The sequence below is a fragment of the Actinomycetota bacterium genome, assembly GCA_005774595.1.
Taxonomy (GTDB): domain Bacteria; phylum Actinomycetota; class Coriobacteriia; order Anaerosomatales; family D1FN1-002; genus D1FN1-002.
Genome location: VAUM01000503.1, coordinates 1 through 312 on the forward strand (window position 1 = coordinate 1; position 312 = coordinate 312).

The 312-nt window shown below is 75.0% G+C and carries 1 pseudogene (only partly in view); it reads left to right on the forward strand.

Annotation, left to right across the window (positions count from 1 at the left end):
• A pseudogene (locus FDZ70_11275) lies at positions 1-312 on the forward strand (GAF domain-containing protein) (it continues 156 nt past the right edge of the window).

Genomic DNA, 312 nt, shown 5'->3' on the forward strand with positions numbered 1-312 from the left:
CCCAACCGGACCGTGGCGCGCGGGGCGACCTGCCGCGTGGGCGACGGCATCCCGGGGCGCGTCGCCGCGACGGGAAGGTCGATCCTCCAGACCGGCGGCGAGGCGTGGCCGAGCGTTGGCGAGGAGCCGGTCGTCGCGTCGATCTCGGCGCCGCTGCGCGACCATGGCCGGATCATCGGCGTCGTCTCGCTCGGCTTCACCGACGCGGATCGCCGGCTGGCAGCGGCCGACATCGGTCGCGTGGAGCGCTTCGCCGAGTTCGCCGCGCGCTCGCTCGAGCGCGCCAAACTGTTCGAGCACGAGCAGCGCGAG